The 23,896-nt window shown below is 71.4% G+C and carries 22 protein-coding genes and 2 pseudogenes; 6 read left to right on the top strand and 18 right to left on the bottom strand.

What is annotated here, in order from left to right; genetic code table 11:
* Positions 1 to 22 precede the first annotated feature (22 nt).
* Positions 23 to 1,498 carry a UbiD family decarboxylase gene (locus tag LCH29_RS08345; protein WP_446461056.1) on the top strand — a complete coding sequence of 492 codons (1,476 nt, stop codon included), beginning with the start codon at positions 23 to 25 and terminating at the stop codon, positions 1,496 to 1,498.
* Here LCH29_RS08345 and LCH29_RS08350 read toward each other — a convergent pair.
* The 8 genes and pseudogenes from LCH29_RS08350 to LCH29_RS08385 all read right to left on the bottom strand — a co-directional run.
* Positions 1,488 to 1,775 (bottom strand): annotated as a pseudogene (locus LCH29_RS08350) (response regulator transcription factor); the annotation flags it as partial. The gene LCH29_RS08345 and the pseudogene LCH29_RS08350 sit on opposite strands and share 11 nt — an antisense overlap.
* A 54-nt stretch (positions 1,776 to 1,829) precedes the next feature.
* Positions 1,830 to 2,990 (bottom strand): LLM class flavin-dependent oxidoreductase, encoded by a 1,161-nt coding sequence (locus LCH29_RS08355; RefSeq protein ID WP_446461057.1) that lies wholly within the window; start codon positions 2,988 to 2,990, stop codon positions 1,830 to 1,832.
* Positions 2,991 to 3,026: 36 nt separating this feature from the next.
* On the bottom strand, positions 3,027 to 4,226 hold the full coding sequence (locus tag LCH29_RS08360) for an SfnB family sulfur acquisition oxidoreductase (protein WP_446461058.1): 1,200 nt from the start codon (positions 4,224 to 4,226) through the stop codon (positions 3,027 to 3,029).
* A 6-nt stretch (positions 4,227 to 4,232) separates the two neighbouring features.
* Positions 4,233 to 4,787, bottom strand: a complete 555-nt coding sequence (ssuE, locus tag LCH29_RS08365; protein WP_446461059.1) for an NADPH-dependent FMN reductase — start codon at positions 4,785 to 4,787, stop codon at positions 4,233 to 4,235.
* Between the two features lie 42 nt (positions 4,788 to 4,829).
* On the bottom strand, positions 4,830 to 6,047 hold the full coding sequence (locus LCH29_RS08370) for an acyl-CoA dehydrogenase family protein (protein WP_446461060.1): 1,218 nt from the start codon (positions 6,045 to 6,047) through the stop codon (positions 4,830 to 4,832).
* A gap of 31 nt (positions 6,048 to 6,078) precedes the next feature.
* Positions 6,079 to 7,218, bottom strand: coding sequence for a dimethylsulfone monooxygenase SfnG (gene sfnG / locus LCH29_RS08375; protein ID WP_446461061.1), 1,140 nt, complete (start codon positions 7,216 to 7,218; stop codon positions 6,079 to 6,081).
* A 451-nt stretch (positions 7,219 to 7,669) separates the two neighbouring features.
* A complete protein-coding gene (locus LCH29_RS08380; protein ID WP_446461062.1) occupies positions 7,670 to 8,632 on the bottom strand; it encodes an LLM class F420-dependent oxidoreductase in 963 nt (320 codons plus the stop codon).
* A 74-nt stretch (positions 8,633 to 8,706) separates the two neighbouring features.
* The gene (locus LCH29_RS08385; protein WP_446461063.1) at positions 8,707 to 9,360 is read right to left on the bottom strand and encodes a polysaccharide lyase family 7 protein; all 654 of its coding nucleotides are present in this window, start codon (positions 9,358 to 9,360) and stop codon (positions 8,707 to 8,709) included.
* Between the two features lie 128 nt (positions 9,361 to 9,488).
* Here LCH29_RS08385 and LCH29_RS08390 point away from each other — a divergent pair, with 128 nt between their 5' ends.
* Positions 9,489 to 10,025, top strand: a complete 537-nt coding sequence (locus LCH29_RS08390) for a DinB family protein (RefSeq protein WP_446461064.1) — start codon at positions 9,489 to 9,491, stop codon at positions 10,023 to 10,025.
* Here the strand turns inward: LCH29_RS08390 and LCH29_RS08395 are convergent.
* A complete protein-coding gene (locus tag LCH29_RS08395) occupies positions 10,017 to 10,430 on the bottom strand; it encodes a winged helix-turn-helix transcriptional regulator (protein ID WP_009713940.1) in 414 nt (137 codons plus the stop codon). The genes LCH29_RS08390 and LCH29_RS08395 overlap by 9 nt on opposite strands.
* Positions 10,431 to 10,528: 98 nt before the next feature.
* On the opposite strand from LCH29_RS08395, the gene LCH29_RS08400 reads away from it, so the two are divergent.
* Positions 10,529 to 11,383 carry an alpha/beta fold hydrolase gene (locus tag LCH29_RS08400; RefSeq protein WP_446461065.1) on the top strand — a complete coding sequence of 285 codons (855 nt, stop codon included), beginning with the start codon at positions 10,529 to 10,531 and terminating at the stop codon, positions 11,381 to 11,383.
* Positions 11,384 to 11,393: 10 nt separating this feature from the next.
* Here LCH29_RS08400 and LCH29_RS08405 read toward each other — a convergent pair whose 3' ends face one another.
* Both LCH29_RS08405 and LCH29_RS08410 read right to left on the bottom strand, forming a co-directional pair.
* The gene (locus tag LCH29_RS08405) at positions 11,394 to 11,597 is read right to left on the bottom strand and encodes a hypothetical protein (protein WP_446461066.1); all 204 of its coding nucleotides are present in this window, start codon (positions 11,595 to 11,597) and stop codon (positions 11,394 to 11,396) included.
* Positions 11,598 to 11,667: 70 nt separating this feature from the next.
* Positions 11,668 to 13,140 (bottom strand): MFS transporter, encoded by a 1,473-nt coding sequence (locus tag LCH29_RS08410; protein WP_446461067.1) that lies wholly within the window; start codon positions 13,138 to 13,140, stop codon positions 11,668 to 11,670.
* A 103-nt stretch (positions 13,141 to 13,243) separates the two neighbouring features.
* Between LCH29_RS08410 and LCH29_RS08415 the strand changes: the two genes are divergently transcribed.
* Positions 13,244 to 14,113 (top strand): helix-turn-helix transcriptional regulator, encoded by an 870-nt coding sequence (locus LCH29_RS08415; protein WP_446461068.1) that lies wholly within the window; start codon positions 13,244 to 13,246, stop codon positions 14,111 to 14,113.
* On the opposite strand, the gene LCH29_RS08420 is transcribed toward LCH29_RS08415, so the two are convergent.
* From LCH29_RS08420 to LCH29_RS08440, 5 genes are all read right to left on the bottom strand, one after another.
* Positions 14,089 to 14,796: an AAA family ATPase gene (locus tag LCH29_RS08420; RefSeq protein ID WP_446461069.1), complete on the bottom strand. Its 708-nt coding sequence runs from the start codon at positions 14,794 to 14,796 to the stop codon at positions 14,089 to 14,091. The two genes, LCH29_RS08415 and LCH29_RS08420, sit on opposite strands and share 25 nt — an antisense overlap.
* Before the next feature lie 51 nt (positions 14,797 to 14,847).
* Positions 14,848 to 16,827: a GDSL-type esterase/lipase family protein gene (locus LCH29_RS08425; RefSeq protein WP_446461070.1), complete on the bottom strand. Its 1,980-nt coding sequence runs from the start codon at positions 16,825 to 16,827 to the stop codon at positions 14,848 to 14,850.
* A gap of 185 nt (positions 16,828 to 17,012) precedes the next feature.
* Positions 17,013 to 18,344, bottom strand: a complete 1,332-nt coding sequence (locus tag LCH29_RS08430; RefSeq protein ID WP_446461071.1) for a glucarate dehydratase family protein — start codon at positions 18,342 to 18,344, stop codon at positions 17,013 to 17,015.
* A complete protein-coding gene (locus LCH29_RS08435; protein WP_446461072.1) occupies positions 18,341 to 19,321 on the bottom strand; it encodes a 5-dehydro-4-deoxyglucarate dehydratase in 981 nt (326 codons plus the stop codon). Before LCH29_RS08435 ends, LCH29_RS08430 begins: the two co-directional genes overlap by 4 nt.
* Before the next feature lie 147 nt (positions 19,322 to 19,468).
* A complete protein-coding gene (locus LCH29_RS08440; protein ID WP_446461073.1) occupies positions 19,469 to 19,678 on the bottom strand; it encodes a hypothetical protein in 210 nt (69 codons plus the stop codon).
* Positions 19,679 to 19,730: 52 nt separating this feature from the next.
* On the opposite strand from LCH29_RS08440, the gene LCH29_RS08445 reads away from it, so the two are divergent.
* A complete protein-coding gene (locus LCH29_RS08445) occupies positions 19,731 to 20,525 on the top strand; it encodes an IclR family transcriptional regulator (protein ID WP_446461074.1) in 795 nt (264 codons plus the stop codon).
* Between the two features lie 483 nt (positions 20,526 to 21,008).
* On the opposite strand, the pseudogene LCH29_RS08450 reads toward LCH29_RS08445, so the two are convergent.
* A pseudogene (locus tag LCH29_RS08450) lies at positions 21,009 to 21,554 on the bottom strand (amino acid permease); the annotation flags it as partial.
* Positions 21,551 to 23,020 (bottom strand): aldehyde dehydrogenase family protein, encoded by a 1,470-nt coding sequence (locus LCH29_RS08455; RefSeq protein ID WP_446461075.1) that lies wholly within the window; start codon positions 23,018 to 23,020, stop codon positions 21,551 to 21,553. The pseudogene LCH29_RS08450 and the gene LCH29_RS08455, both read right to left, overlap by 4 nt.
* A 216-nt stretch (positions 23,021 to 23,236) precedes the next feature.
* On the opposite strand from LCH29_RS08455, the gene LCH29_RS08460 reads away from it, so the two are divergent.
* On the top strand, positions 23,237 to 23,875 hold the full coding sequence (locus LCH29_RS08460; protein ID WP_446461076.1) for a DUF1266 domain-containing protein: 639 nt from the start codon (positions 23,237 to 23,239) through the stop codon (positions 23,873 to 23,875).
* The last annotated feature ends 21 nt before the right edge of the window (positions 23,876 to 23,896 follow it).

A 23,896-nucleotide genomic window follows, 5' to 3' on the forward strand; every position in this document is an offset into this window, starting at 1 on the left:
TCCGAGGCGAGGACGAAACCCCATGAATCACCTGTCCAGTCTGCGCGACTACCTGGACGCCCTGGCCAAGCTCGACGATCTGCGGGTCATCGACGACGAGGTGGACGCCGAGCTGGAGATCGGCGCGATCGCCCGCTACGCCACCGAGCACCGCGCCCCGGCCCATCTGCTGTCCCGCATCCGGGGCTTCACGCCCGGCTTCCGGGTCCTCACCGCGCCCGCCGCGTACAGCAGCGTCCCCGACACCCCGTACGCCCGGGTCGCGCTCTCCCTCGGGCTCGACCCGGACACCCGGCCGCTGCGCCTGCTGGACGGGCTGGTAGCCGCCCAGTCGGCCGCCCCCGTCCCGCCCGTCACGGTGGCGTCGGGCCCCTGCCAGGAGAACGTCCTGCTCGGCGCGGACGCCGACCTGACCCGCTTCCCGTTCCCGCTGCTGCACCACGGCGACGGCGGACGGTACGTGAACACCATCGGCACCTTCGTGCTGCGCAGCCCCGACCGCCGCTGGACCAACTGGGGCCTCGCCCGGGCCATGCTGCACGACGCCCACCGCATGGCCACCTTCACCGGCTCACCTCAGCACATCGGCGTCATCGACGACATGTGGCGCGAACGCGGGGAGCGCACCCCCTTCGCGCTGGTCCTCGGCGCCGAGCCCGCCGTCCCGTTCGTGTCCACCATGTCGCTGCCGGAGGAGGTGGACGAGGCCGCCTACCTCGGCGCCTACTACGGCCGCCCGGTGGAACTGGTCCGCTGCCGGACCGTCGACCTGGAGGTGCCCGCCACCGCCGAGATCGTCATCGAGGGGTACATCAACCACGACGAGCTGATACCGGAAGGCCCGATGGGCGAGTTCGCGGGCTACGTCCCCGACTGGCAGGTGGAGCTGCCCGCGTACACCGTCACCGCCATCACCCACCGCGACGACCCGATCATGCCGGTGGTGTGCGCGGGCAAGCCGGTCGACGAGGACCACACCCTCGTCGGGCTGACCCACTCCGCCCGCTGGACCCACTACCTGCGCGAGGCCGGACTGCCCATCGCCGCGTCCTGGATGATCCCGGAGACCGCGGTCCACGTCCTGGCCGTCACCGTCGACCGCGACTGGCGCGAACGCACCGGCTTCACCTCCTCCGAGCAGCTGTGCCGGGCCATCGGCGAGGCGTGCGACGCCTTTCCGCACGGCGGCTGGTGGGTCACCCGCATCATGGTCCTCGACCACGACATCGACCCCACCGACCTGCGCGACGTCCTGTGGGGCTTCGCCACCCGCTCCCACCCCACCACCGGCATCCACGTCCTCCCCGACACCGCCATCATGCATCTGATGGTGTGCTACACCGACGAGGAGCGGGAGACCGGCCGCGGCCCGACCGTCCTGTTCGACTGCCTCCGCGAGGACGACCTGAACATCGCCTCCTTCGCCGAGAACTACCCGTCGGCGGTCCAGGAGCGCACCCGCCAACTCCTCGCGAGCGCACGGCCGGTCAGTTGGTGATCCCCGCGTCACGTGCCAGGAGGGCGGCTTGGACGCGGTTGGCGACGTCGAGCGCGGCCAGGATGCGGCTGACGTGGGCCTTGACGGTGCTTTCCCGCATGGCGAGGCGGGTCGCAATCTCCGCGTTGGGGTCGCCCCGGGCCAGCAGCGTCAGCACATCGCGCTCCCGCGGTGTGAGCCGGTCCAGCCGGGCCCGGGCCGCGGTGACCTTCGGCCGGGTGGTGGCGTGGTAGCGGTCGATGAGTCGGCGGGCCGCGGTGGGGTGGAGCGCACGGGACACATCGACCTCTTTGCCGTCATGGTGATCGCGGCGGGCGCCGTCGTCGGGCCGTCATCGGCTCCCGGACGCGGCGAACGGCACCTGCGCGGCGGGCTGCGGGGCGGAGATGGGGCGGGCCGGGTGCGACCACAGCCCCTGCTGCCGCAAGCGCGGCAGCACGCCCTCGCCGAACCAGTACGCCTCCTCCAGATGCGGATAGCCGGACAGCACGAACTCGTCGATCCCGATCCGGTGGTACTCCGCGATCCGCTCCGCCACTTCCTCATGGCTGCCGACCAGCGCCGTACCGGCGCCGCCGCGCACCAGGCCGATTCCCGCCCACAGATTGGGGTGGATCTCCAGCCCGTCCCGGCCGCCGCCGTGCAGCGCGAGCATGCGCTTCTGCCCCTCGGACTCGCTGCGTGCGAGCCCGGCCTGCACGGACTTCACCGTCTCCGGGTCGAAGCCGTCCAGCAGCCGTCGCGCCTCCGCCCACGCCTGCTCGCTGGTGTCGCGGGTGATGACGTGCAGCCGGATGCCGAAGCGGATCCTACGGCCCTCCTCGGCCGCGAGCCCCCGGATCCAGTTGATCTTCTCCGCGACCTGGGCGGGCGGCTCGCCCCAGGTAAGGTACACATCCACATGGCGCGCCGCCACCTCACCGGCGATGGGGGAGGAGCCGCCGAAGTACACCTCCGGCACCGGGTCGGGCAGCCGGGCGAGCGAGGCGTCCGCCACCTGGAGGTGCTCGCCCGCATGACCCACCGTCTTGCCGTCCCACAGCCCGCGCACGATCTCCAGGAACTCATCGGTGCGCCGGTAGCGCCCCTCCTTGTCGAGGAAGTCGCCGTACGCCCGCTGCTCATGGCTCTCGCCGCCGGTGACCACGTTCAGCAGCAGCCGGCCGCCCGTCTGCCGCTGGTACGTCGAGGCCATCTGCGCGGCGAGCGTGGGGGAGACGAAGCCCGGACGGAACGCCACCAGGAACTTCAGCCGCTCGGTGTTCTGGCTGACCATCGCGGTCGTCAGCCACGCGTCCTCGCACCATGCCCCGGTCGGCGTCAGCGCCCCGACGAAGCCCAGGTCCTCGGCGGCGCGGGCGATCTGGGTGAGGTAGCCGACGGACGGCGGACGGTCGCCACCGGCCGCGGTGACGGGCGTTCCGTGGCCGCCGCCGACGACATGGCGGCTGTCGCCGTTGGTGGGCAGGAACCAGTGAAAGGTGAGGGACATGGATGCGGCTCCGATCAGGGGTTTTCTTGAGGGGGATTACAGAAGGCCGTGCCGGGGCGGCCGGGTGCCGTTCAGCACGTAGCGGCCGATGTGCTGGACCTTCCAGCGGGGCGGGTCGTGCAGGGTGTGCGTACGGGCGTCCCGCCAGTGGCGGTGGAGGTTGAGGGAGTCCAGCGCCGAGCGGGTGCCGGACACCTCGAAGAGCGCACTGCCCGCCTCCACCGCCGTGGCGGCCGCCGACACCTTCGCGGTGGCCACGGCGATGGACGCCTCGGCCGCGGTGTCGTCGGTGAGATCCGCGCGGGCGGTGTCCACCGCCCGCGCGGCGGTGGACAGCAGCGCCTCGGCCGCCCGCACCTGGATCGCCAGTTCGCCGAAGCGCTGGATGAGCAGCGGGTCCTCGGCGGCCGTCTCGAAGCCGCTCTCGAACCACGGACGGCTCTTGGTGCGGACGAACGCCACCGCCTCAGCGAGCGCGCCCGAGGCGATCCCCGCGTCGATGGCGGCGTGCAGCAACTGGGCCACGGCGCCGTGCAGTTGGGGGCCGTGGAAGGTGAGGTGATGCGGCACCACGCGGTCGGCGGGCACGGCCACGCCCTCCAGCCGTACGGTGCCGCTGGCGGTCGTACGCTGCCCCATGCCGTCCCAGTCGTCCACGACGCTCACCCCGGGCGCGTCCCGTGGCACGTACGCCACGTACAGCTCCTCGTCGGCGCCGCGCGCCAGCACCGGGATCCAGTCGGCGAACAGGGCGCCGGTGGAGTAGTGCTTGACGCCGGTCAGCTCGTACGAACCATCGGGCCGTGGCTCCAGGCGGGTGCGGATGTCCTGGATGTGCTTCGTCCCCGCCTCCGACTGGGCGTTGCCGAACCGCCTGCCCGCCAGCGCCTCCGCGAAGAAGAACGCCTGCTGCTCCGGCGTGCCCTGACGGCGCAGCACGTTGAGGTACACGAAGTGGCTCTGCGGAATCTGGGCGAGGCTGGCGTCCGCGGCCGCCAGCAGCCGGAACACCTCGGCGAGGGTGATCGCCGAGACGTCCGCGCCACCGTGTTCGTCCGGCACGTTGATCGCCAGCAGCCCGGACGCCGACAGCCGGTCCAGCTCGGCGCGCGGCAGGGTGCGGTCCGCGTCGCGCCCGGCCGCGCCCGTACGGAACTCCTCGGCGAGCTTCGCGGCCACCGCCAGTGCCTCCGCGTCGTCGGTGATGCGGTGGGCGGTATCGGGGTCCCTGGTCATGGGTGTTCAGCTCGCCGCCGCGAGCAGGGGCTGATGGCCCAGCGCCACGGAGAACTGGTCGACGACCTGCTCCAGCGCCTCGGCCGCGGCGGGGGTCACGATCACCCCGCCGTCGGGGGTGGCGGTGATGTCCTTGTCGAGCGTGAACCAGCCCTGCACGATGTGCGCGGCGCCCATCGAGGACAGCACCGGCCGCAGCGCGTAGTCGATGGCCAGCACGTGCGCCGTGGTGCCGCCGGTGGCCAGCGGCAGCACGGTCTTGCCCGCCAGCGCGTACTGCGGCAGCAGATCCAGCAGGGACTTCAGCAGCCCGGAGTAGGCGGCCTTGTAGACGGGGGTGCCGACGATGACCCCGTCCGCCTGCTCGACCAGTGTCCTGGCCCGGACGATGTCCGGATGCGCGAAGTCGGCGCCGAGCAGGGCGGTGGCGGGGATGGTGCGGACGTCGAGCGGGATCACCTCATGGCCCTGGTCGGTGAGGCGCCCGTCGAGGTGGCGCAGCAGCCGGCCGGTGCGGGAGGTGGCGGAGGGGGAGCCGGAGATGGACAGGATGGTGGCCATGGTGGTCCCTTTCGAGGAGGTGGCGAGGGGTGTGGCGGGCGGTCAGGAGTACCAGGTGGGCTCCGGGAGTTCGGCGGTCAGCACATGGCGGCCCACCTCGCGGCGCTTGTAGGCCACCGGGTCGTGCAGGGTGTGGGTGCGGACGTTGCGCCAGAAGCGGTCCAGGCCCTCGGCGGAGGCAGTGGAGCGGGCCCCGGTGACCTCGAAGATGCGGCTGGTCACCTCCAGGGCGACGTCGGTGGCCCGCGCCTTCACCGCGGCCACCCTGATCTCGAACTCGCCGCGGGCCTGCTCGGTGACCGCGTCCGGGTCCTCGTGCAGCCGCTGCCCCTCGGCCGCCACCGTGTCCGCGAGCGCCTCGGCGGCCCACAGCTTGGCGGTGAGGTCGCCGTAGGTGTCGATGACATGCGGCTCGTCGACCGCCGCGTCGAACCCGCCGTGCAGCCAGGGCCGGGACTTGTCGCGGGTGTACACGGCCGCGGTCTCCAGCGCACCGGCCGCGATGCCCAGGTAGAAGGCGACGAAGACCAGCTGGATCGTCGGCACGTTGAGGGTGTTGTAGACGCGGGGCTGGAACTCCTTGTCCACGTATCCGGCGGCCGCCGCCCACGGGACCGTCACGCCGTCGAGCGTGACGCTGCCGCTCTCGGTGAGCCGCTGGCCGATGTTGTCCCAGTCGTCGTGGAAGGTCAGGCCCTCGCTGTCGGACGGGACGATGGCGAACACATGGCGGTCGGTGCCCTCGAAGACCCCCTCCAGGACGGTGACGTCGGAGACCTTGCTGCCGGTGGAGAAGGACTTGTGGCCGGTGAAGGTGATGCTGTCGCCCTCGTCCCGGACGACCACGTCGTTGTCGCGCGGGTTGACGGCGCCACCGAAGAACCACTGGTTCCGGGCCGCGTCGGCCTCGACCTGCTCCCACTGCTCGCGGGTGCCGACCAGCCGGGCGGCCCAGTTCCACAGATAGTGGTAGCCGAGCAGCTGGCCGATGGAGCCGTCGGCCTTGGCGATCTCCCGGACCACGCGGTACGCGGTCGGCCAGTCCTGGCCGCCGCCCCCGTGCGCGGCGGGGCCGAGGAGGGTGACCAGGCCCGAGTCCTTCAGCAGCTGGACCTCGGCGTACGGGGTGGCGCCGGCCTTGTCGCGGGCGGCCGCGTCGGTGGCCAGGACACCGGCGACCTCGGCGGCGCGCCCGATCCAGCCGTCGGCGTCGGTGGGGCGGGGGCGGGTCTGCCAGTCGGTGCGGGTGGCGGTGCTCATGAGTGTTCCCTTCCGGGCGTGGTTGCGGGGATCAGATGAGGACGGGCGCGGGCGCGGTGTCCGGCTGCTGTGCCTCCAGCTCGCGCACCAGCGGCAGCACACGTTTGCCGAAGTACTCGACCTCCTCCAGGTAGTGGAGGAAGCCGAGGAGGAACAGATCGACGCCGAGCCGCTTGTAGGCGACGATGCGCTCGGCGATCTGCTCGGGGGTGCCGATCAGCCCGGTGCGGAAGCCGTCGTTGTACTGCACCAGGTCCTCGAAGCTGGAGTCCTGCCACATGCCCTTGCCGTCGGCGGTGGACTGACCCGCCTGCTGCACCGCGTCGCGGAAGCCGTGCACGGCGTCGGAGTTGGCCTTGGAGACGATCTCGCGCAGGGTGTCGCGGGCCTCGGCCTCGGTGTCGCGGGCGATGAGGAACGCGTTGAGACCGAAGCGGGGCGCCGGGCGGCCCGCGGTGGCGGCGGAGGCGCGTACGTCCCGGAGTTGCTCGGTGACGCCGTCGAAGTCCTTGCCGTTGCTGAAGTACCAGTCGGAGACCCGCCCGGCCATGGCGCGGGCCGCGGTGGAGTTGCCGCCCTGGAAGATCTCCGGATGCGGGCGTTCCGTGCTGTTCAGCGGCTTGGGCTTGAGGGAGAAGTCACGGATCCGGTAGAAGTCCCCGGCCACTTCGGCGTGGTCCTCGGTCCAGATGGTGCGCAGGGTGTGGATGAACTCCTCGGCGCGGCGGTAGCGCTCGTCGTGCTCCAGCCACGGTTCGCCGAGCGCGGTGAACTCGCCCTTGAACCAGCCGCTGACGACGTTCACTGCGAAGCGCCCGCCGGAGAGCTGATCGGCGGTGGCGCCCAGCTTGGCCAGGACGCCCGGATGCCACAGCCCGGGATGGACGGCGGCGATGACCTTCAGCCGCTGGGTGGCGAGCAGCAGCGCGAGGCTGAAGCTGGTCGACTCGTGCTGGTACTCGGCGCCGTAGCTGGCCATGTACCGCACCTGGCTGAGGGCGTAGTCGAAGCCGTTGTTCTCCGCGAGCACGGCCAGCTCGCGGTTGTAGTCGTAGCCCCAGTCGGTGCGCTGCTCGATGGTGCTGGTGACCAGACCGCCGCTGACATTGGGCACCCAATAGGCGAACTGAAGCGGGTCGTTGCGGAATTCGGTGGCGGGATCTGCGGGCATGGGGAACTCCCGGAATGTGCATACGGGCATGGCGAATCAGCGCCTGGCGAGGAATTCAGGCGCGCGCGGAAAAGGGCCGACGCGTGGCGGTCAGGACGTCATGCGTGAAGGGCGGATGACGACGCGGAGGGGCGGCGGCCGGTGCGGAACAGCCCTGGACCGCTGGTCAGAGATGCTGAGGAGAGAGGGGCGGCGACGCGGAAGGGCGTTGCGGAGATCCGTTGGCGTGCGCTCAGGCCCGACAGCAACAGGACGCGCTGGAGACACGCGCAAGGTCGACGTGGCGTCGCCGCGTGAGGTCCTGTCGATTCATGTCACCGATCCAAGCAGGGGAAAGTCCGGGTGGTCAAGAAGTCCGGGCCCGGATTCCATATCCCGGACACACACAAAAAAGCGGCTGGGCCACGGAATCCCGTAGCCCAGCCGGTGTTGGTCGCGTCGCCCCCCGGGGCTACAGCTCCCTGAGCGCGGGCAGCAGCCGCTTCTCGGCCCAGTCGAAGAAGGGGGCCTGGTGGCCCCCGCCGATCTGGACCAGGGCCACGTCCGTGAAGCCCGCGTCGACGAAGGGGCGGATCTTCTCCGTGAACTCGGTGACGTCATCGCCGCACGGGATGGACGCGGCCACGTCCTCGGGCCGTACGTACTGCGTGGCGCCCTCGAAGGAGGCCGGACCCGGCAGCTCGGAGTTGACCTTCCAGCCGCCGCCGAACCAGCGGAACTGGTCGTGGGCCCGGGTGATCGCCGCGTCCCGGTCGGTGTCGTACGCGATCGGCAGCTGCCCGATGCGGGGCTTCCCGCCGCCGCCGTGCCGCTCGAAGGCGTCCACCAGACCGGGCTTCGGCTCGGTGGCGATCAGCATGTCCGCCAGCCGCCCGGCAAGCTTGCAGGACGCCTCTCCGGAGGCGGCCAGCCCGATGGGCGGCGCCTCGTCGGGCAGGTCCCACAGCTTGGCGGACTCGACGTCGAAGTGGGTGCCCCGGTGGTTGACGTAGCCGCCCCGGAACAGCTCGCGGATGATCTCCACGGCCTCCTCCAGCATCTCCTGCCGGATGTCGGCCGACGGCCAGCGCGTGCCCACGACGTGTTCGTTCAGGTTCTCGCCGGAGCCCAGGCCCAGCCGGAACCGGCCCTCGGACAGCAGCTGCATCGTGGCGGCCTTCTGCGCCACCACCGCCGGGTGGTAGCGGACACTCGGGCAGGTGACGAACGTCGTCAGCGGGATCCGCGACGTGGCCTGCGCGGCCGCCCCCAGCACACTCCAGGCGTAGGGGGAGTGCCCCTGGGAATCGAGCCACGGAAAGTAGTGGTCGGAGGTCACCGAGAAGTCGAAACCGACCTGCTCGGCCCGGACCACGTCCTCCACGAGCTGGCGTGGTCCGGCTTGCTCGGTCATCATCGTGTATCCCCATCGCATGGCCCCCGGGTACCGGTTTGCCCCGCTTTCAAACCGGCCTCCCCGGTCCTCGTTGCCGCCCGCGCCACCTGGGGTTACTTACGGTAAAGGTGGATGTTCCGCACATAACAGTCGGAGCGCGCGGACATCCCGTCGCGACCGTACAGGCCGCACTTGAAGTAGTGCGTCCCCGCGCCGTGGTCCTTGTAGGTGACCTGGAACTCCCGGTTGACGAAGACGTGCACCGAGCGCGCGGTGGTGTCGTGCACGACGTTCAGCCGCAGCGTGGTGTCGTAGACCGGCCGGTAGATGACCTGGTCGGTCTTGCCGTAGTAGGCGAGGCTGTTGTTGTTCATGGCCAGGGCCATGAACGCGGTCGCCTGCGTCGACGCGCCGAAGACCTGGAAGACGCAGACCCGGTGCGCGGACGACTTCACCGTCATGTCGCACTCGAACTGCGCCTGCCCGGAGGTGTAGTCGTTCTTGAACCGCAGCTCGCTGCGGGGCCCCGAATCCCGCCCCGGGAAGGTGCTCGGGTCGGAGTCGTAGACCCAGAAGTGGTGCTCCCCGGTGGAGCTGTCGTACGTGTGGCGCGTCGCGCCGGGCGGCTGGTGGACGGAGTACCCGGGGTTGATCTCCGTCCAGCCGGATCCGATGGGCGATGCCTGAGCGGGTGCCGCCGACAGGCCGACGCCCGTCAGCCCCAACCCGGTCGCGGCCGCGCCGCCGAGCAGTGTCCGTCTGCGCATGTCCACCCCTCCAGTTGCTAAAGGTCCAGACCTGATGTGGCGTCAGGAAGCTAGGGCAAACATCGGATGTCGTCAAGGAGTTGGATAACCATTTCCCGGGATGCGCGCGGGCGTGCCAGGGTCGGCAGATGACTGTTCCCCCTGCTTCCCGATGTGACTTGTTGCGCTGGCAGTTCGACCTGACCTGGTCACTCTTCGAATACCACCTGGAGCGACTGGAGCCAGGGGACTTCCTCTGGGAGCCCGCGTCCCACTGCTGGACGATGCGTCAGGCATCCGACGGCACCTGGGTGCCGGACTGGGCCGACACCGAACCCGATCCCGTTCCGGTTCCCACCATCGGCTGGGTGAGCTGGCACATCGGCTGGTGGTGGAGCGTGACCATCGACCACGCCCGGGGCCGGGAGCCCCGGGAGCGGACGGAGATCGTCTGGCCGGGCGGCGGCACGGCGGCCATCGCGTGGCTGCGCGGGCTGCGCGACGACTGGCTGGCGGTGCTGGACGGGCTCGCCGACACCGAACTGGACGCCACCGCCCCGTTCCCCTGGCAGGACGACCCGCACTACACCGTCGCCCATATGGTCGCCTGGGTGAACGCCGAACTCATGAAGAACGTCACCGAGATCGGCCAACTCCGCCTGCTGCGCGCCGCGTCGTCAGGGTGACGTTCCGTTGGGCTCCTCGCTGAGCCGGTTGGCGCGGTCGATCTCGGCCATGTGCTCCTCGGCCCATGCCCGGACCGCGGCCAGGGGCCCTTCCAGCGAGAGCCCCAGCGGGGTGAGCCGATAGTGCACGCGCGGCGGCACCGTCGGCTCCACCCGGCGGCCGACCAGGCCGTCCCGGGTCAGGCTCTGGAGCGTGGCGGAGAGCATCTTCTGTGACACCCCCGGCATCCGGCGCCGCAGCTCCGCGAAGCGCACCTCGTCCGGCGACGCCTCCGCCAGCACCTTGATGGCCATCGACGTCCACTTCGTGCCGATCCGGTCGAGCAGACGGCGGGTCGGGCACTGCGGGGAGAACAGATCGCCGCGTGCCCCCTCGGAGGCGGTCCCCGACGGGGAGGAGGTCACCTGAAGCTCACCACCTGAGGCAGAAGTGCGGTCTTGGCGGGCCCAGTCTAGGAACCTAGCGTTCCCTTGTCACCATTGGTAACCGCCTGGGAGTCCTCGTGCCCGCCACCCCGCACCCCACCGTCGAACTGCGCCGCGTCACGGCGGGCGGTATCACCCTCAACGTCGCGCTCACCGGCGAAGGCCCCGCCGTCCTGCTGCTGCACGGCTTCCCGCACACCTGGGAGCTGTGGACCGACATCCTCGACGGCCTCGCCGCGCACCACCGCGTGATCGCACCGGACATGCGCGGCATCGGCGCGAGCGACTCCGCCGCGGACGGCTACGACGCGGGGACCCTCGCCACCGACGCCGAAGCGCTCCTCGAAGCCCTCGGCGAGACCTCCGCCACCGTGGTCGGCATCGACGCGGGAACCCCGCCCGCCTTCCTGCTCGCCATGCGCCGCCCCGAACTCGTCCGACGACTGGTGCTCATGGAGGCGCTGCTCGGCAGACTGCCGGGCGCCGAAGGGTTCCTCGCCCATGGGGCACCCTGGTGGTTCGGCTTCCACGCCGAACCAGGCCTCGCCGAATCCGTATTGCCCGGTCACGAAGCGCGCTACATCGACTGGTTCCTCGACTCCGGCACCCTCGGCCACGGGGTGCGCCCCGCCCTCCGCGACGCGTTCGTCCGCGCCCACACCGGGAGCGAGGCCCTGCGCCGCGCCTTCTCCTCGTACCGCGCGCTGGCCACCAGCGCACAGCAGGTCCAGGCCGAGGCGGACAGCGGCCGTCGCCTCACCATGCCCACGATGACCATCGGGGCCCACCCGGTGGGCACCGCACTCGAACACCAAGTGCGGCCCCTCGCCGACGACCTCACCGGCCATCTCATCGAGGACTGCGGCCACATCATCCCGCTCCACCGCCCCGATGTGCTGCTCGGCCTGCTGCGGCCCTTTCTCGCAACCTGATGGTGCGCGTTCAGCTGTCCCCGTCGTCCCCCGAGTTCTGGCCCGAACTCCGGTTGCTGCGCTTCGAGGCGGCGCTCGCCACCTCACTCACCGCCAGGGTCACCCTGGACACCCCGCGCACCCATCGCGGACTGTCACCCCGCGCCGCCCAGAAGACGCAGACGCACCCTCCCACGACGAGCACGAGGACACCGACCAAGAGGAGCACGATCATGCACATCACTCTCCTTCTGTTGTGATCGCGTCATCCTCTCAGCCCTCCCAACAGGCTGTCCCCCGGCGTCTCACCGACGGGGACCGCCCGTGGTGCGCAGCCATCGCAAGGCCACGGCCCCCAGCGCGGCATGCAGCAACCCGGCCACCACGGCGACGGTGTGCAGACCGGTGACGAAGGCCGCCTTCGCGTCGCGTGCCGCGGCGGGGGCGAGGCCGGGCAGCTGGAGGGTTTCATCGAGCGCGGGGGCGAGGCCGGGCCCCTGGAGCCGGAAGACCAGCGTGGCGAGCGAGCCGAGGAGCGCGATCCCGAGGGCATTGCCGATCTCGTTGCTGGTCTCGGCGATCGCGCCCGCCGCCCCCGCCCGTTCCGCGGGGACCGCCGCGACCGCGGTGTCGGCGACGACGCTGAACGAGATGCCGAAGCCGACGCCCGCGAGCGCCGTCGACGCGACGTACCAGCCGACCCCGCCGGTGACCGTGGTCGGCAGCAACAGCACCACACCGGCCGCGATGGAGAAGTGGCACACGATGAGCGCGGCCCGCTTGCCGAAGCGGCCGACGGCCATCGGCGTGACGACGCACGTGACGGTGAGGACGACCGCGCCGGGCAGCGCCAGGAGCGCCGCGTGCAGAACGGTCAGGCCCAGGACCGACTGGAGATAGACACCGGTCAGGTACGCCGCCACCGACCACGCCGCCAGCGGCAGCAGACCGGTGATGATCGCGATCGTGAACACGCGGTCGCGGAAGAGCGAGAAGTCGATCAGCGGGTGGTCCAGGTGCCGCTGCCGACGGGCGAACCACACCAGCGACGCGGCGCCGAAGGCCATCGCCACGACCGGCGGGACCGACACCCCCTGCGCGGCCACGTGCTTGAGCCCGTAGACCGTGAGCAGCAGACCTCCGGCGGAAGTCACCAGGCTGAGCCCGTCGACCCGGCCGTGGCGCGTCTCGCGCACCTCGCCCAGCAGGATGGGCGCGACCGCGACGAACACGGCGATGGCCGGGAGGTTGACCAGGAAGACCGACCCCCACCAGAACCGCTCCAGCAGGGCGCCGCCGACGATCGGACCCACCGCGAACCCCGCGGCGAACGCGGCCGCGAAGATGCCGATGGCCCGCGCCCGGAGCCGCGGGTCGGGAAACAGCTCGCTCAACACGGCCAGCGCCGAGGGCAGCAGCGTCGCCCCCGCCACACCCATGACCGCCCGGCACACGATGAGAAGCTCCGGACCCGGCGCGAACGCCGCCCCGGCGGACCCCGCGCCGAACACGGTCGCCCCGATCAGCAGCAGCTTCAGCCGACCGTAGCGGTCGCCGAGGTTGCCGAAGGCGATCAGCAGCGAGCCGACGGCGAAGCCGTACACGTCCAGGATCCACAACGCCTGATCGGCGGTCGGGGCGAGGGCCTGGCTGATCCGTGGCATCGCCAGAAACAGGATCGATCCGTCCATGGAGACGAGGAGCACCGGTCCGAGGATCACCACGAGCCCGAGCCAGGACCGCAGGCCGGGGGAGTGGTGCGCACGCTGTTGAGTCATGGTGCCGACCGTCCCCAGGACCGGGCGCGGCAGCCATCCCCGTGCCGTGGGTATCCCCAGCAGGTACACCCACCGGCCGTGACCACGGCCTAGGCTCGGCCGCGTGGAGAACCTGGGTACGTTCCTCAAGCGCCGCCGTGACCGCATCACCCCGGCCGAGATCGGCCTGCGCACGTACGGCACCTCCCGGCGCGTCCCCGGTCTGCGGCGTGAGGAGCTGGCCCAGCTCGCCGGAATGAGCGCGGGCTACTACACCCGCCTGGAGCAGGGCCAGGCCGACACCGCCTCCGAGCAAGTCCTCGGCGCACTCGCCCGGGTGCTCCGGCTCGACCGGGTCGAGACCATCCACCTCCACAACCTCGCCCGGCAATCCGCGAAGACCGGCCTCCGCGAACCGCCGCCGGAGCAGCCCCACCCGCGCGTCCTCGCCCTCCTGGAGTCCCTCGGCGAGGCCACCCCGGCGATCGTCCTCGGCCGACGGGGTGACGTCCTCGCCTGGAACCGCACCGGCAACGCCCTCGTGGCCGAGCACATCGCCTTCGACGCACCCCAGGACCCGGCCCGGCGCCCGTCGATCCCCCGGATGTTCTTCCTCGACCCCCTCACCCGCGACCTGCACCGCAACTGGCCCGAACTCGCCCGTATCCACGTCGCCTACCTGCGCCTCACCGCGGGCCGCCACCCCACGGACGCGCGCCTGGCCGAGCTGATCGGGGAAATCACGATGCGCAGCGACGACTTCGCGGCGATGTGGGCCACCGGCGACGTCGCCGACTGCACCACCGGCACCATGCGCCTGCGCCACTCCACGGTCGGCGCCCTCGACGTGTCCTACCAGGTCTGGCTCCAGCCCGACAGCCCCGACCACCGGCTGGAGATCTACACCCCGGACGACCCGGCGTCCGCGGACGCGTTGCGCATCCTGGCCCACCAGGCGGCCGGTGACCGTCAGCCGAGGACGTGTCTCAGGTAGCTGTGCGGGTCGGTGAGGTAGCGGCGCCAGTGGTCGACCAGGGTGAGGTCCTGCCAGGTTGTGCGGCGCAGGCCGTGCTCCCCGACCTCGATGATGTCCGCGCCGGGCAGGGCGGTGAGCAGGGGGGAGTGGGTGGCGCAGATGATCTGGCCGCCGCTTTCCGCCAACTGGTCGAGGTGGCCCAGCAGTTCCAGGCACGACGTGAAGGAGAGAGCCGCCTCCGGCTCGTCCATGACGTACAGGCCGGGCTGGAGGAACTTCTCCCGGAAGGCCGCGAGGAAACCCTCGCCATGGCTGACCGAGTGCGGAGCGAGCCTTTCCCGCTCCAACGCGTCCAGCGCCGTCTCGGCGCGCAGGAAGAAGCCCTTGCGGGCGGACCAGCTTCCGAGCATGCGCCGCCCGCGGGGAGCCGCGTCGAAGCGGAGCCGCTCGCCCAGCGGCGACTTGGGGCGGTGGCTGGCGTAGCGCCAGTCGTGGGAGCCGCCGTAGGAGTCCAGGCCGAAGCCCTCCGCGAGCGCTTCGACGAGGGTGGACTTGCCGGAGCCGTTCTCGCCGACGAGGAAGGTCACCGGCGCGGTGAAGCGGAGTCCGTCCGTGAGGAGCCCGCGTACGCAGGGCACCGACCAGGGCCAGGTGTCCTCGTCGTACGACGTCAGGTGTGCGTACGCGCGTTCGATGATCACATGCCGAGTTTCTCATGGGAGTTGTTCCGGGATCCGGAGGCTTGGCGGCATTCAGCTGCGGAGCCTGGCGGAGATGATGGGCGCCAGGCGGGTGGTGATGGTGCGGTGGCCCTGGTCGTTCGGGTGGACGGAGTCGGAGAGGTCACCGGCGGCCAGCCAGCCGGTGGTGTCGACGTAACTGGCCCTGGCGTCGCCGAAGGCGGTGACGGCGGCCTGGGTCTCGGTGCCGAAGCGGCCGCTGAAGGTGCGCAGCGCGAAGATCCAGGCGCCCGGGTAGGCGGTGCGGACCTTGCGGAGCAGGCTGGTGTACGACGCCTGGAACTGTGCGGAACTCACGCCGCGCCCCACGTCGTTGGTGCCGAGGTTGATGACCACGGCGTTCGCCTGGTAGCGGGAGAAGTCCCAGGCGGGCGTGGTGGCGTTGGGGTTGAGCTTGGTGAACTGCTGCTCCAGGCTCATCCGGTCGTCCGCCGTGTCGACGAGCGCGGCGCCGCCCTGGGCGATCTGGGTGTGGTCGGCGCCGAGGCGTTCGCCGATGAGCCAGCCGTAGGCGGTGCGGGCGTTCTGGGAGGTGGTGGTGCCGACGGTGATGGAGTCGCCGACGAACTCGATCAGCTTCTTCGGGGCGGGCGGGGCGAAGGTGGTGGCGCCGCTGTCGAGGGTCAGGCCCTGGAAGACCGCGTCGCCGTGGTAACTGCCCGCGACGACCTGGTAGTTGACCTGGAGGGTGTGGTTTCCGGCGGCGAGCGGGGTGGGGGTGAGGTTCACCGTGCCCTTGGCCTCGTTGAAGAAGACGGCGGGGCCGCCGTCGATGCTGGCCCACAGGTCGATGGCGTTCCGCTGCTTGAGCTTGACGGTGCGGCCGGTGAAGCCGGTGCGGAAGTACGCGCCCGCCCAGTAGGGGGTGTGGGCGGTGGCGGAGGTCGTGGTGTCCCAGCGGCCGCTGAGCTTGATGTTGGGGTCGCCCGGCTGGCCGGGAGCCGCGGCGGTGGCGGCCTTCAGCGGCGCGGAGCCGAGCTTCGCGGAGATGACCGGGGCCAGGCGGTTGGCGAACTTGGTGTGGCCCGCCTCGTTGGGGTGGCCGTTGCCGTCCTCGTAGTCGGCGCCGTCGGTGAGCCAGCCGGTGGTGTCGACGTAGTACACCTTCGCGTCGCCCGCGCCGTTGCGCGCGCTCACCGCCGCCTTGGTCTCCGTCAGGTAGCGCTTCTTGAGGGTCTGGACGGCGAACAGGGCCGCGTTCGGGTACTTACCGCGGATGTCGCGGAGGAGGGCGGTGTACGCCGACTGGAACTCAGGCCCGGTGACGCCGTGCCCGATGTCGTTCGTACCGAGGTTGATGACGACGGCGTTCGCCTGGTAAAGGGAGAAGTCCCAGCCTTGGTCGCCGGTGGAGCCCGTCTTGAAGAACTGCGTGGCCAGGCCCACGCAGCCGTCCTTGCCGACCAGGCAGTAGCCCGCGCGGGCGATCTGGGTGTGGCGCATGCCGAGTTGCTCGCCGGTCTTCCAGCCGTACGAGTCGAGCGCGAGCCGGTCGGTGAGGGCGCCGGCGGTGATGGAGTCGCCGACGAACTCGACGAGCTTGCCGGGCACGCGCGGGGCGGTCGTGCCCGCGCCCGCGTCGAGGACCAGGCCCTGGAAGACGGTGTCGCCGGAGCGGTAGGAGACGCGGAGGGTGTGGGTGCCCTGGGGGAGGGGCGTCGGGGTGAGGTTGACGGTGCCCTTGACGCCCGCGTGGAAGACATCGGCGCCGCCGTCGATGCTGACGTAGAAGTTCACCGCGTTCCGGGCCTTGACCTTCACCGTCGTCCCGGTGAACGCGGTCCGGAGGTAGCCGCCGGTCCAGTTGGGGACGGCGGCGGTGGCGGAACTGAGGTCCCAGCGGCCGGTGTAGACGATGTTCGGGTCGGTCACCGAGCCGTCCCCCAGGGCCTTGGCGGGGGTGGCGGGCGCGGCGTGGGCGGTGGCGGTGCTCAGGCTCAGCCCCAGCAGGAGCAAGGTCGTGGCCATGACGAACGCTAAGAGTCTGCGCATGGGAGGGGATCCTCTCGCGGAGGGGGGTGAGGGTGTGCCTGGGAGCGCTCCCAGGCGCGGGGTGCGGTCACGATGGAAGCGATGGATCGGTTCAACGTCAAGGTGGAGTGCACACCTTCGGGCGCACCTCCGGTCCGGGCCGTCCCCTCGGCGGCCCGGACCGGGTCGAAGGCTGAGCGGGCGGACTACCAGCGCGGAATGGCCGGGGTCACCCAGTCGGGGTCGGCGACCCGCATCGCGGCGGCATCGTCGCGGTCCCGCATCGTGCCGTCGTCGTCCAGCCAGCGCTGGTGCAGTACGGCGAGCCGCTCACGGTCGAGCTCGACGCCGAGCCCGGGGGCGTCGGGGACGTCGAGACGGCCGTCCCGGAAGGTGAGGCGCTCGGTGATCACGTCCTCGGTCTGCCACGGGTAGTGGCTGTCGCAGGCGTAGTCCAGGTTGGGCACGGTGGCCGCGACATGCGTCATGGCGGCCAGGCTGATGCCCAGGTGGGTGTTGGAGTGCATGGACAGGCCGACGCCGAAGGTGCGGCAGATGGCGGCCAGTTCACGGGTGTTGCGCAGCCCGCCCCAGTAGTGGTGGTCGGAGAGGACGACCTGGACCGCGCCCTTGGTGAACGCCTCCCGGATCTCCCCGAAGGTGGTCACGCACATGTTGGTGGCCAGCGGGACCCCGGCGGACGCGGCGACCTCGGCCATCCCGGGCGTACCGCTGGTCGGGTCCTCCAGGTACTCCAGGACGTCCCGCAGCTCCTCCGCCACGTGCAGCGACGTGGGCACGGACCAGGCGCCGTTGGGGTCCAGCCGCATCGGCTGACCGGGGAAGCGCTCGGCCAGGGCGCGGATCGCGGCGATCTCCTGGTCGGGCTCGAAGACGCCGCCCTTGAGCTTGAAGGAGGTGAAGCCGTAGTCGCGGGCGAAGCGCTCGGCCTGGGCGACCACTCCGGCCGGGCCTGTGGCCGCGTCCCAGTCGTCGGGCTCACAGGCGACGCCGTCCGGGTGCTCGGCCCAGCGGTAGAAGAGGTACGCGCTGTACTCGACGCGGTCGCGGACCTTGCCACCGAGCAGCGCGTGCACCGGCAGGCCCGTCGCCTTGCCCCAGGCGTCGAGACAGGCCACCTCGAAGCCGGAGACGATCGACAGCCGCAGCTTGTCGGCCGTCTGGACGCCGCGCAGGCCGCCGACGTCGACCGAGTTCTCGACCCGGGAGGCGTCCACCGCGACCTCGTCGGCCAGGGTGAACAGCCCGTTCAGGTCGGTCACGCTGTGGCCGGGGAGCTTCTCGGCCAGCGGGCGGGCCAGGTCGAGGTACTTGGTGTCGCCGTACGTCTCGCCGACGCCGGTCGCCCCGCCCTCGGTGACCACCTCGATGATCAGCCGGGGGGTGTACGGCTGGTGGACGCCCTGGGTGTTCAGCAGCGGCGGGTCGGCGACGAGGATGGGCGTCAGCCGCACCTCGGCGATGGCGAGGGCTTCGGCTTGCGTCGTCTGCGCCTGAGTCTGCGTCGTCTGAGTCAACGTGTGGCTCCCACGAGGTCGAGTCCGGTGGTCAGAAGGGCTTCGAGGTCGGCCAGATCGTCCGGGCCGGGGTCGGCGAGCGGTGCGCGCACCGGGCCGACCGGCCGCCCGCGCAGCCGCGCCGCGGCCTTGACCAGCGAGACGGCGTAGCCGGGGACGCGGTCGCGCAGCTCGACCAGGGGTACGTAGAAGTCACGCAGCAGCCGTTCCACCGTAGCGTCGTCGCCGTCGCGCTGGGCGGTGAAGAAGGCGTTCGCGATCTCGGGGGCGAAGGCGTGCACGGCCGACGAGTACGCGGTGATGCCGATGCCGGCGTACGGGCGGGCCTGGACTTCGGCGGTCGCGGCGCCGTTGAAGAACAGGAAGTCCTCCGGCGCGGCCAGCTTCAGGCGCTGGAGCCGGTCCAGATCGCTGTGCCCGTCCTTGAGCCCGATGACGCCCGGGATCGTGACCAGCTCGCGCAGCCCGTCCATGGTGAAGGCGACCTGGTCGCGCTGGTACGCGATCAGCGGCAGCCGGGTGCGGGCGGCGATCTGCCGGATCTGCTCGACCAGCCCCGACTGCGGGCCCTTCACCAGATAGTGCGGCAGGACGAGCGCGGCGTCCGCGCCCGCCTCCTCCGCGATCCGGGCGAACCGCGCCGCCTGGGCCCAGCCGTAGCCGATCCCGGCGACGACCGGCAGCCGGCCGTCGGCCTCGCGGACGGCCGCGGTGATGACCTCGCGGTACTCGTCCTCGTCCAGGGAGAAGAACTCCCCCGTACCGCACGCGGGGAAGATCGCGCCCGGCCCGGTCTCGATCTGCATCGCGAGGTAATCGCGGAACGCGGGCAGATCGAGCGCGCCCGCGCCCCCCTTACCGCCCTCGTCCCCCCTGCCGCCGGTGAAGCTGGTCAGCGGGAACGAGAGCACGCCGCTCGCCATCCCGTCGCGCAGCCGGGCCGCCGTCGTCGCCGCATCGGCCGTGAGGGCCGTCATGACTCGTCTCCCTATGTAGATGGCGTCTACGTATGAAGATAGAGATTAGGAATGCGCACGCGGGGGCGTCAATAGGCGGGACGCGGCTGCGGCTACGCGGAAGACCCCCGCACCCGTCACTCGGGTCCGGGGGCCTTGTGCTGCCGATCAGCGCTCGGGCCGTGCGCCGGGTCGATCGGTGCGGGCCACGCCGCGCGCCATCGTGGCCGCGCTGCCGAGATAGCGGGCGGGGTCGCACAGCTCGGCGATCCGGTCGTCCGCGAACAGCTCGTCGGGGTGTCCCGGCCGGACCCGGTCGTACAGCTCCGGCACCTCGTCGAACACCCGGCCGAGGCCGCGTGGGTTCGGATCTGTCATCGCATCCTCCCGTCGTCATTGTTCACGGCGGCCGAGCATTACGATGCGACCCATGGCGGAAACCGGAGGCGTACGCGAAGTGAAGTCGGCGGGCCGCACCGTGCAGCTCCTCGAACTGCTCGCGGCCCGCGGCGACCAGCCCGCCCGGCTCCGGGAGCTGGCCGAGGAGATGGACGTGCCGCGCAGCAGCATGTACGCGCTGCTCCAGACGCTCATCGACCGCGGGTGGGTGCGCACCGACGTCACCGGCTCGTTGTACGGCATCGGCATCCGGGCCCTGCTCACGGGGACGAGCTACCTCGACAGCGACCCGCGGGTGCGGGCCGCACGGCCCTATCTGGACGAGGCGTCCGACGCCCTCGGCGAGACCATCCACTTCGCCCGGCTGGACGGCGGCGACGTCGTCTACCTCGCCACCCGCGAGTCGCACGAATACCTGCGGCCCTTCAGCCGGGTCGGCCGCCGTCTCCCCTCGTACGCCGGAGCCCTCGGCAAGGCGCTGCTCGCGGAACGCCCCGACGACGAACTCCCGCTGCCGGAAGGCCCCTTGGAGCCGCTGACCCCAAAGACCCACCGGGATCGGGCCGCCCTGACCGCCGACCTGGCCCGCACCCGGGAACGGGGCTATGCGGTCGACCGCGAGGAGGGCGTCACCGGCATCGTGGGCTTCGGCTTCGCCCTGCGGTACGACGACCCGGCGGTCGACGCCATCAGCTGCTCGGTGCCGACGGCCCGCCTGGGCGCGGCGGGCCGGGAGGAGCGGATCGTGGCGGTGATGCGGGAGATTCGCGAAAAGATCGAGGCCGTGGCCCCGAGAGCGGCCGGGTCGGCCACGCAGTGGCGCTAGCGGCGGCCTTCCCCACCCCACCCCGCCCCTTCCCGAAACCGGGGGCAAGCCCCCGGACCCCGGCCCGGTTCCACGTCGCGGGCGTCCGCGGCCCGGTGACGGTGACCGTGTCACCGGTGATCAGGGTGACCGTGTGCTCTTGCGTACGAACCGGTGGGGCCTTCGGGGCGGACCGGGACGGCTGGGCGCCGACCGCCGGTGCGGCCATGGCGGCGGCCACCACACCGGCGGCACCCACCACGGCCACGAGGCGACGCACTCTTCGCATCGGCTGGCTTCCTCCCTCATCGCATCCGATTCTCCCGTCGGAAGGTGCGATCAGAGTGGTCGCCGGGGGTGTGCGGGCTCAAGGGAATCCTGTGGCCGCGCGGTGCCAACGCCTTGATTGGCCACCGGAGTTACGCCGGTGAGCGGGATGCCGTCACGGGTGGCGGCGCTTGAGCATGTCGGCGCACTTCTCGCCGATCATCATCGTGGTGATGCCCCGAAGCCGTTCACCAGGGTGGTGAACAGGACCAGGATCGAGCCGAGCACGACCGCGTTGGCCGCCCGATCGGTGCCGGTGCTGCCGTCGCCGACGAGCTGGAGCCACGAGGAGATCTGCGGCAGCGTGATCTGGTACGCGAGCGCCACCGCCGCCAGTGACACCATCGACGCGGTCATCATCATCCAGCCGCCCAGCCAGCCGACGTGCGGACCGCCCAGCAGCTTGGACCAGTTGTACACCGACCCGCCACCGGATAGCGCACCGCCAGCTCGCAGAAGCACAGCGCCACCATCAGCTGCCCGAGGAACACCATCGGCCAGGACCACCAGTACGCCGGGCCGCCGTGCGTCACGCCGAAGTAGAAGAGCTGGAAGGTGCCGGTGAGGATGGAGATGTAGCTGACCCCGGCGGCGAAGGTGTGAAACTTGCCGAGCGTGCTTGAGTTCCGGCCGGTAGCCGAGTTCGGCGAGCGAGTCGTCGTCGTGTGCGGTGTCCGCCCGGGGACCGGGACGGGGTGGTTCGGTGGGACCGGCAGCCGTCACGTGAACCACCGCTGGGGACGGGGTGCGGTGTTGCGCCAGATGTGCTTGGCCTCCTGGTACTCGTGCAGCCCCGCGGGGCCCAGTTCACGGCCGATGCCCGACTGCTTCATCCCTCCCCACTCGGCCTGCGGGACGTACGGATGGAAGTCGTTGATCCAGACCGTTCCGGCGCGCAGCCGCGACGCCACCCGGTGGGCCTTCTCCGCGTCCTGCGTCCACACCGCGCCCGCCAGCCCGTACACCGTGTCGTTGGCGAGCGCCAGCGCCTCCTCCTCGTCCCGGAAGCGCTCCACCGTGAGCACCGGGCCGAACGACTCCTCCTGCACCACCGTCATGTCCGGTGTGCAGTCGTCCAGCACCGTCGGCAGGTAGTAGTGGCCGCCCGCGAGCGACGGTTCGTCGGGCGGCGCGCCGCCGCAGCGCAGCACCGCGCCCTCGTCGATCCCCGCCGCCACGTAACTGGCCACCTTGTCGCGGTGCGCGGCCGAGATCAGCGGGCCGGTGCGGGCGTTCTCGTCGAACGGGCCGCCGAGCCGGATCGCCCGGGCGCGGGCCACCACCTCGTCCACGAACGCGTCGTGCACCTGCTCCTGGACCAGCAGCCGCGCACCCGCCGAGCACACCTGGCCGGAGTGCAGGAACACGGCCGTCAGCGCGTAGTCGACGGCGGTGTCGAAATCGGAGTCGGTGAAGACGATGTTGGGGTTCTTGCCGCCCAGCTCCAGGGCGAGCTTCTTGACCGTGGGCGCGGCCGCCGCCATGATCCACCGCCCGGTCATCACCCCGCCGGTGAAGGACACCATGTCCACGCGCTCGTCCGTGACCAGCGGCGCACCCGTCGTGGACCCGGCCCCCAGGACGAGATTGGCCGCGCCCGGCGGCACCCCCGCCTCGGTGAGCAGTCGCAGCAGCCCGATCGCGGTGTGCGGGGTCAGCTCGCTGGGCTTGAGGACGAACGTGTTCCCGGCGGCCAGCGCGGGCGCCACCTTCCAGGCCGTCTGGAGGAGCGGATAGTTCCACGGTGTGATCAGGGCGCACACCCCGACCGGTTCGTGCACCACCCGGCTGTCGATCTCCGGGCTGCCCGTGTCCAGCACCCGGTCCGCGCCACCGGTGGCGACCAGATGGCCGAAGTAGCGGAAGCACCCCGCGATGTCGTCGAGGTCGTACTCGCTCTCCACCAGCCGCTTCCCCGTGTCCAGGGACTCGGCGCGGGCCAGATCCGCCCTGTCGCGCTCCAGCAGGTCCGCCACGCGCAGCAGCAGCCGCCCGCGCTCGGCGGCCGGAGTGCCCGGCCACGGCCCGCGGTCGAACGCGTCCCGGGCCGCCGCGACGGCCACGGCCACGTCCTTCGGCCCGGCCTCGTCCACCGTGGCCACCAGGGACCCGTCCGCCGGGCAGCGGATCTCGCGCGTGTGTCCGTCGAGGGCGGCGGTCCACTGTCCGCCGATGAACAGCTCCGGCATGTCTACCCCCTCGTTTCGGGGCTGTACGGCCGGTCGGGCGGGGTCGCGCGAGCACCGGACGCACCCATGGTCGCGCGAGCGCCGGACGCACCCAGCCAGGGGGTGGCCGACGCACGGCCGACCCACACCATGAGCGTAAGTGCCACCGGACGCCCCCGCACGGCGTACGGACCCCGGTTGACCGCGGGCGGCGGCTCTGCCAGCATCATTCGCCTTATGGCCGGCTGGATACAGTTCGGCGGCACCCTGGTCAAGATGGCCGTGGGCCCGTCGGCGAAGAAGCGCTACCCCACCCCGCTGACCTCCCACCAGCGGTGGATGGTCTCGCTCGCGGCGATCCTCGCCGAGCGCACCCCGGGGCACTCGCATACCCTGCTGTACCCGCTCAAGCGCATCGACGTGTCGACCTCCCGGGGACGGCTCTCGGAGAGCTGGGGCATCACCACCACGGAGGACCTGCACGGCGTCCTGCACCGGCTGGCGACCACGGGACACCGGACGCGGATGGCCGCGGCCATCGGGCACCCGCCGCTGGCCTGGGACATCGCCCGCTACGCGGACATCACCCGCTACGGCCTCGCCTCCGGGTACATCGACGAGCCCACCGCATGGCGGCTGCTGCGCGAGGTCGTGGCGCCGGTCGCGCGCACGTACGGCTCGTGGAAGGAGTACGCGGACGACTTCATGACCGGCCGACTGGCCTGGATGCGCGCCCTCAGCGGCACCGAGGACGAGGACTGGGCGGTGTCGCAGGAGGAGACGGCGCGGGCGGTGCAGCGGCTGGTGGACCCGATGAACCAGGACAGCCCCTGGCAGCGGACCCCCTGGGAGACCATCTACCAGCCGGACGTCTGACCCGTCGCGTCTCCGGCCACC

The organism is Streptomyces sp. BRA346 (assembly GCF_052851135.1).